Source organism: Pacificoceanicola algae, assembly GCF_049341065.1.
Taxonomy (GTDB): Bacteria; Pseudomonadota; Alphaproteobacteria; order Rhodobacterales; family Rhodobacteraceae; genus Pacificoceanicola.
Genome location: NZ_JBMPIX010000015.1, coordinates 91,060 through 97,202, shown reverse-complemented (window position 1 = coordinate 97,202; position 6,143 = coordinate 91,060). Strand labels below are relative to the sequence as shown.

At 60.1% G+C, this 6,143-nt stretch carries 6 protein-coding genes and 1 pseudogene; 5 read left to right on the top strand and 2 right to left on the bottom strand.

All coding sequences use genetic code 11. The features are described from left to right. Positions 1 to 133: pseudogene (locus ACOYQJ_RS18575) on the bottom strand (IS481 family transposase); the annotation flags it as partial. Between the two features lie 311 nt (positions 134 to 444). Between ACOYQJ_RS18575 and ACOYQJ_RS18570 the strand changes: the two are divergent. Further along, positions 445 to 1,164: a hydratase gene (locus ACOYQJ_RS18570; RefSeq protein ID WP_422907499.1), complete on the top strand. Its 720-nt coding sequence runs from the start codon at positions 445 to 447 to the stop codon at positions 1,162 to 1,164. Here the strand turns inward: ACOYQJ_RS18570 and ACOYQJ_RS18565 are convergent. Further along, positions 1,145 to 2,092 carry a LysR family transcriptional regulator gene (locus tag ACOYQJ_RS18565; RefSeq protein WP_422907498.1) on the bottom strand — a complete coding sequence of 316 codons (948 nt, stop codon included), beginning with the start codon at positions 2,090 to 2,092 and terminating at the stop codon, positions 1,145 to 1,147. The genes ACOYQJ_RS18570 and ACOYQJ_RS18565 overlap by 20 nt on opposite strands. Positions 2,093 to 2,267: 175 nt before the next feature. Between ACOYQJ_RS18565 and hydA the strand changes: the two genes are divergently transcribed. From hydA to ACOYQJ_RS18545, 4 genes are all read left to right on the top strand, one after another. After that, entirely contained in the window at positions 2,268 to 3,662 is a 1,395-nt protein-coding gene (gene hydA, locus ACOYQJ_RS18560; protein WP_422907497.1) for a dihydropyrimidinase, read from the top strand. Beyond that, positions 3,659 to 4,426, top strand: coding sequence for a maleate cis-trans isomerase family protein (locus ACOYQJ_RS18555; protein WP_422907496.1), 768 nt, complete (start codon positions 3,659 to 3,661; stop codon positions 4,424 to 4,426). Before hydA ends, ACOYQJ_RS18555 begins: the two co-directional genes overlap by 4 nt. A gap of 28 nt (positions 4,427 to 4,454) precedes the next feature. Beyond that, the gene (locus ACOYQJ_RS18550) at positions 4,455 to 5,486 is read left to right on the top strand and encodes a TRAP transporter substrate-binding protein (RefSeq protein WP_422907495.1); all 1,032 of its coding nucleotides are present in this window, start codon (positions 4,455 to 4,457) and stop codon (positions 5,484 to 5,486) included. A 102-nt stretch (positions 5,487 to 5,588) separates the two neighbouring features. Then, positions 5,589 to 6,143 (top strand): TRAP transporter small permease subunit, encoded by a 555-nt coding sequence (locus ACOYQJ_RS18545; protein WP_422907494.1) that lies wholly within the window; start codon positions 5,589 to 5,591, stop codon positions 6,141 to 6,143.

The window sequence follows — 6,143 nt, the reverse complement described above, 5'->3', positions numbered from 1 at the left end:
GCTTGCGCCACTTCGCGACCGTTTTGGGGTTGACCCCGAGCTCCCGGCTCAGCTCCGCGATCGAAGCTTGCGATCGCGGAGCTGCTCTGACGGCGTGCGTAGTCGTGGCGCTGCCATGACGAACTTGTCCCATAAGGTCTCCTTCCATTCCAACGAAAGGATCACACCATCAAACCGTGGGATCAAACACATAGCGAGTGCCGGACGTGGGGCGGTTTCGTTTGAGGGTACGTGGGGTCACAGTGTCAATCGCATCGTAGGCCAAGACATCCCGTTGCGTATGTTCCCTTCTCTGTAAATCCTCAATTGCGCTGGGCATCGCCGCTGCATACTAATTCCGGGACAGGCCCTATGATCGCTCTGATTGAGACAGGTGGGCAGCTGAAATCATCGCTTTGCCTTGGCGCTTAGGCCAAAGGGCTTCGCAAGTCACAGGAGACAGGCATGACCGCCACAGCGACCTTCGCAGCGGCTTTGATTGAGGCGCACAAAACGGGTCGGCGTGCTGATGCAACCCAGCTTTCAACACCCGATTATGCAGAGGCATTGGAAATTCAACGCCAGGTGCAATCCCACCTTGGTGCAGTCGGTGGTTTCAAGGTTGCACAGCGTCCTGGCGGACCGCCGGTGATTGCGCCCATATGCGCGGACAGGACCGTTCCTTCGGGGGCGGCAATCGCCGTGCGGGACCAATTGGGTATTGAATTGGAAATCGGCTTTGAATTGATCACAGAGCCTTCGGGCGATCTGATGGCGCGGCCGCAAGATCATTTCCGCCCCCATATTGTTGTGGAATTGGTCGATACGCGAATGACCGGCGCAGATGACGATCCTCTCAAGAAATTTGCGGACATGCAGATCAACGCCGGCCTTGTGGTCGGGCCTGCGCTGGACGGGTGGGACGGGTCGGATTTCGGAACAGTCACAGCTTCACTTCGCTGCGGCGAGACACAGGTGATCGACGGAAAAGTTACAGTGCCGGACGGCTCAGCTCTGGAAAGTCTCGCGGTGTTTTGCGCGCATGTGGGCGACCATTGCGGTGGCTTGAAAAAGGGGCAGATTGTCATCACCGGCTCGCTTTCGGGGCTTGTTTACTTTCCCGGAGGCCGCGATGTGACCGGCGTGATCGAAGGCTTCGGGAAAGTCACCTGCCGTCTCGACTAGGCGAACGTTTTCGCGTCTCGCTCAGTAGAGTTTCGGTGCGCGAGACCATGAATTCGGCAACCAGCCGGGCGGGGCGTGACAATGATCGGCGAGCGTCGATGACCACTGAAATGGTCGGCGCAACGATACCTTTGTCCTTCAGCGGCAGGAACAGAAGCTCTCCGGTCTGAAGTTCGGGCAGTACGTCCAATTCAGAAGTTATCATTGCCACTTCGCCTTGTGCCAAGACCTGTTTCAGCAATTGCAAAGAATTTGACGCCAAGACCGGGGTGTTTTCGGAAAAGAACCAAGCATAGCGGGTATCCAGATATTGCCGGGTCGGCAGCAGCGCGTTTTGCGACACCAGAGCATGACCGTTGACTTTGGCAAGTGAAGTTTCGCTTTCGCTCGCCAAGGGATGGCCGGGGGCCACGATACATCCAAATCGTAACTTTTCGGACCAGAGAACGTGCTGATGGCGCAGGCGCGGCATATTGAAAGCCATGACCACTTCGACCGCGCCTTCGTCCAGCAGCCGTGCTGCTTCGGTCGGTGGCACGATATCCAGACCCAGCCGGATATGGGGGTGTTCCGCCCGCAGCCAACTGTGCAGATCAGTGAGAATTCCGTTGCACAGGCTGTCCATCGCGGCCAGTCGCACGGTGCCGCGTTCCTGCCCACGCATTTCCTGCAGATCGGTCTCCAGCCGCTCGGCATCGGCACGCCAGCGCCGGGCCATGACCACCATCGCCTCGCCGGCTGCGGTCGGACGCATCCCGCGGGGCAGACGTTCAAACAACGGCGCGCGGTTGGCCTCTTCCAGTGACTTGATGTGCCGGTCGATGGCCGATGCCGCGATTCCCAGCGCCCGCGAGGCCGCCTGAACAGATCCATGTTCGGCAACCGCCTCAACATACAGCAATGGACGCGGAACGAGGTGAAAATTCATGCAAATAGCCTTTGGAGTGATCTTTGTTCCGTTCTCGTTTTGAGAATGCAGGATTACCTATTTTGCCATAGTTGGCAATTCAGATCGCCGCTAGGCTTTCCCCGACTCGAACCGATGGAAGACACATGTCCAAGATCAATGCAGCCTTCTTCGCCAATACCACAGGCCATCTGGCATGACCCATGATCTGGTCATCACAGGCGCGCAGGTCGTCTGCCCTGGTGGCATCAGCGCCTGCGATATCGGCATTGCGCATGGCCGTATCGTGACGCTGGGCAACGGCCTTACCGGGGCCGAGGTTATCGATGCAACAGGCTTGATTGCCATGCCGGGGGGCATCGACAGCCACGTCCACATCGCTCAGCCCTCGGGCCCCGGTGTCGAGATGGCGGATGATTTCGCATCAGCCACGCGCTCGGCCGCTTGCGGCGGCAACACGACAATCATGCCCTTCTGCCTGCCCGAGGACGGCCAAACGCTGCGCGAAGCGGTCGTCGCCTATAACGCGAAGGCCGAAGGGCAATGCCTTACGGATGTGTCCTTTCATCTGATCGTGAAGTCAGTGGACTCGGTGACGCTGGGCCAGGATCTGCCCGCATTGATCGGGCAGGGCCTGACCAGCTTCAAGGTCTTCATGACCTATCAGGGCATGCGACTGACCGACGGTGAAATCCTTCAGGTCATGGATGTGGCGCGCGAGCAAGGCGCCTTGACCATGGTCCATGCCGAAAACGAGGACGCGATCGAGTTTCTGCGCGACAAGGCCGAGCGTGACGGGCGCACGCAGCCCGTCCACCATGCCCGCACCCGCCCCGTCCCGGTCGAGCGCGAGGCCACTCACCGCGCCACCACGCTGGCCGAGATAGCAGACGTTCCGGTGATGATCGTGCATGTTTCGAACGGGGCTGCGCTTGAGGAAATTCAACGCGCCAAGTCCCGCGGTGTGCGCGTTTTTGCCGAGACCTGTCCTCAGTATATCACACTGACCGCCGACAACCTCGACAAGGCCGGGTTCGAAGGGGCCAAGTGGGTCTGTTCACCGCCTCCTCGCGACATGGAGGAACAAGCCGCGATCTGGGCCGGGATCGAACAGGGTGCCTTTGATGTGTTTTCTTCGGATCATTGTCCGTTTCGGTTCGCCGATCCGGCGGGCAAGGATGCGCCCGGCGCGCGTGCCTCGTTCCGCAACATCCCGAACGGCATTCCCGGCGTCGAAACCCGCCTGCCGATCCTGTTTTCCGAAGGTGTGAGCAAGGGGCGCATTTCTCTGGAAACCTTTGCCCAGATCACGGCGACTAACCATGCCCGCATCTACGGGCTTGAACACAAAGGGTCTATCATGGTCGGCAAGGACGCCGACATCGTGCTCTGGGACCCGGCCCTAACGCGACCGATCAAACAGGACGCTTTGCACCACGGGTCCGACTACACCCCATGGGAGGGCTTTGAAGTGACCGGCTGGCCGGTGCGCACGATCCTGCGCGGGCGCACAGTGGTCAAGGACAACACCCCTGTCGGAGAGGCCATCGGCACCCATGTTGCACGCGCCAAACCGGAGGTCACGCCATGAGCTATGCTCCCGTCGACGGTCGCCGGGTGGGGATGCTGACCCCGTCTTCCAACACCGTGCTGGAACCTTATACCTCGGCCATGTTCGCGCCATTTGGCGATGACGCCACCGCCGTTTTCGGGCGGTTCCGGGTGGTCGAAATCTCCATGTCCGAAGCCTCGCAAAGCCAGTTCACGCTGGAGCCGATCCTCGAAGCAGCTGAGCGCCTGGCCGAGGCCAAGCCACATCTGATCGCGTGGAATGGCACCTCTGCCTCATGGCTCGGGCTGGAAAAGGATCGCGCACTTTGTACCGCGATCACCGAACGCACGGGTGTGCCTGCCACTTCGACTATCCTTGCCTTTGACGCGCTGTTTCGCGGCATGGGGGTCAAGCGGCTTGGGGTGGTCACACCCTACATCGAGGCCATCGAAAGCCGCATGGTCGCCAACTACGCCGCGCAGGGCATCAAGGTGGTGTCCAAGGCGCGGCTCGACGACAAGGGGAACTACAGTTTTGCGACCTACCCACCCGAACAGGTGGGCGCGATGATCGAAGAGGTGGCGCAGGCGAAACCCGATGCCATCGCTGTGGTCTGCACCAATTTCCGCGGCGCCCCCGTCGCGGCCCGCATCGAGGAGGCCACAGGCATCCCGGTGCTCGACTCCGTCGCCGTCACGGCGGCGCATTGCCTTGCGCTGACCGGGTTGGACCCGGCGCGTGTGACCGGCTGGGGCAGCGTGTTCAAACACGTCGCCAGCCTTGACGTAACAAGTCTGACCTGAACAACGCGATCCACCAAGGAGATCTTTCATGATCCGTAATATCCTAACCGGCGCTGCGGCGCTGGCCGTTCTTGCCATGCCAGTCGCTGCGCAAAATCTGCGCGTGATGGGCCAGCCTGTCGCCACCGGCCTGATTCAGAAGAACGTCGAACAGCCGTTCTTTGAAAACTTCGCCGCCGAAACCGGCCTCGAAGGTTTTACAGCCGATTATCAACCGGTTGACGTGACCGGCATCAAGGACACCGAACAACTGCGCGTTCTCAAGGATGGTCTGTTCGACATCGTGTCGTTGCGCCTGAGCCAGGTGTCGCGGGACGAGCCGACCATTCTGGGCCTCGACCTTGTTGGTCTGAACCCCGACTACGCCACTGGCAAAACCACCGTCGAAGCCTTTGCGCCCGTGGTGGACGCCCGGCTCCAGGAGAAGTTCAATACCAAGCTTCTGGGTGTCTGGCCCTTTGGCCCGCAGGTATTGTTCTGCGAGCCCGAGATTGGCTCTTTGGCCGATCTCAAGGGGCTGAAAGTGCGCGTTTATGACCAGAACCTGGCCGAATTCGTCTCGCTCGTTGGCGGCACTCCGGTGCCGATTGGCTTTCCGGAAGTGCAGCAATCACTGGCCCGCGGCGTGGTGGACTGCGCGATCACCGGTCCGTCCTCGGCCAACTCGGCCGGCTGGCCAGAGGTAACCTCCTACACGCTACCGATCGCGTTCCAGCTTGCCATGAACGGCTACGGTATCAACCTTGATACCTGGAACAAGCTGACCCCGGAACAGCAAGACAAGCTGCAGGCTGGTTTCGACAAGCTGTCGGACAAGATCTGGGCCTATTCCGAGGAACTGTTTGTTGACGCGGTGAACTGCAACACCGGCACTGAACCCTGCGAGACCGGCACATCTTACAAGCTGAAACTGGTTGAACCCACCGCGACCGACAAAGAGCTGGTCGGCACCGCTGTGCCCAATGTCTCATTCCCGGCGTGGAAAGAGGTTTGCGATGCCACCAATCCGGGCTGCTCGGATGCGTGGATGGAAACAGTTGGCGCCAAGCGCGGCATGTAACCCTTGATGGCGCGCTCCGTTCCGAAAACGGCGGGGCGCGCTGTTGCCGCGATAGCCAGGGTATTGCCCCGAAACTTCGAAACGACCGAAATGGAGCCTGACATGGACCGACTTGCCACCTGGATCAGCCGACTGTTTGGATGGGCACTGCTTTTCCTGTCCGCATTCGTGGCGCTGGAAACGGTGATGCGCAAGCTGTTCAACACGTCGCTTCAAGGCGCGGATGAGCTGGGGGGATATGTCCTCGCGCTGGGGGCGTCTTTGGCCTTTATCGTGGCGATGATCGACCGGGCGCACATCCGAATTGACGTTCTGCACGCCCGCTTTCCCGTAAAGGTGCAGGCGCTGATCGATTGGCTTTCGGTGCTCTCTCTGGGCGTATTGGGGCTGTTCTTTCTTTACGTTGGCTGGTTCGTGATCTCTGACACGCTGGATTATGGATCTACCGCCGCAACGCCGTGGCGCACGCCGCTGATATGGCCGCAATCGGCCTGGTATGGGGGCCTTGCAGTCTTTGCGCTGTGTTCATTCGTCATGGCAGGCCGTGCGACGAGGTTGTTCCTGAGCGGGCGGCACGCGGATCTGGCCGCTGAATTCAATCCAAAAACCGCCGAAGACGAGCTTTCCGAAGAGCTCGAACAGCTTCAGGACCGCTGA

Excerpts from the sequence above, each read along its gene's own strand:
- ACOYQJ_RS18555 (WP_422907496.1), top strand. The coding sequence starts at position 3,659 with ATGAGCTATGCTCCCGTCGACGGTCGCCGGGTGGGGATGCTGACCCCG.
- ACOYQJ_RS18570 (WP_422907499.1), top strand. The coding sequence starts at position 445 with ATGACCGCCACAGCGACCTTCGCAGCGGCTTTGATTGAGGCGCACAAA.
- ACOYQJ_RS18565 (WP_422907498.1), bottom strand. The coding sequence starts at position 2,092 with ATGAATTTTCACCTCGTTCCGCGTCCATTGCTGTATGTTGAGGCGGTT.
- hydA (WP_422907497.1), top strand. The coding sequence starts at position 2,268 with ATGACCCATGATCTGGTCATCACAGGCGCGCAGGTCGTCTGCCCTGGT.
- ACOYQJ_RS18545 (WP_422907494.1), top strand. The coding sequence starts at position 5,589 with ATGGACCGACTTGCCACCTGGATCAGCCGACTGTTTGGATGGGCACTG.
- ACOYQJ_RS18550 (WP_422907495.1), top strand. The coding sequence starts at position 4,455 with ATGATCCGTAATATCCTAACCGGCGCTGCGGCGCTGGCCGTTCTTGCC.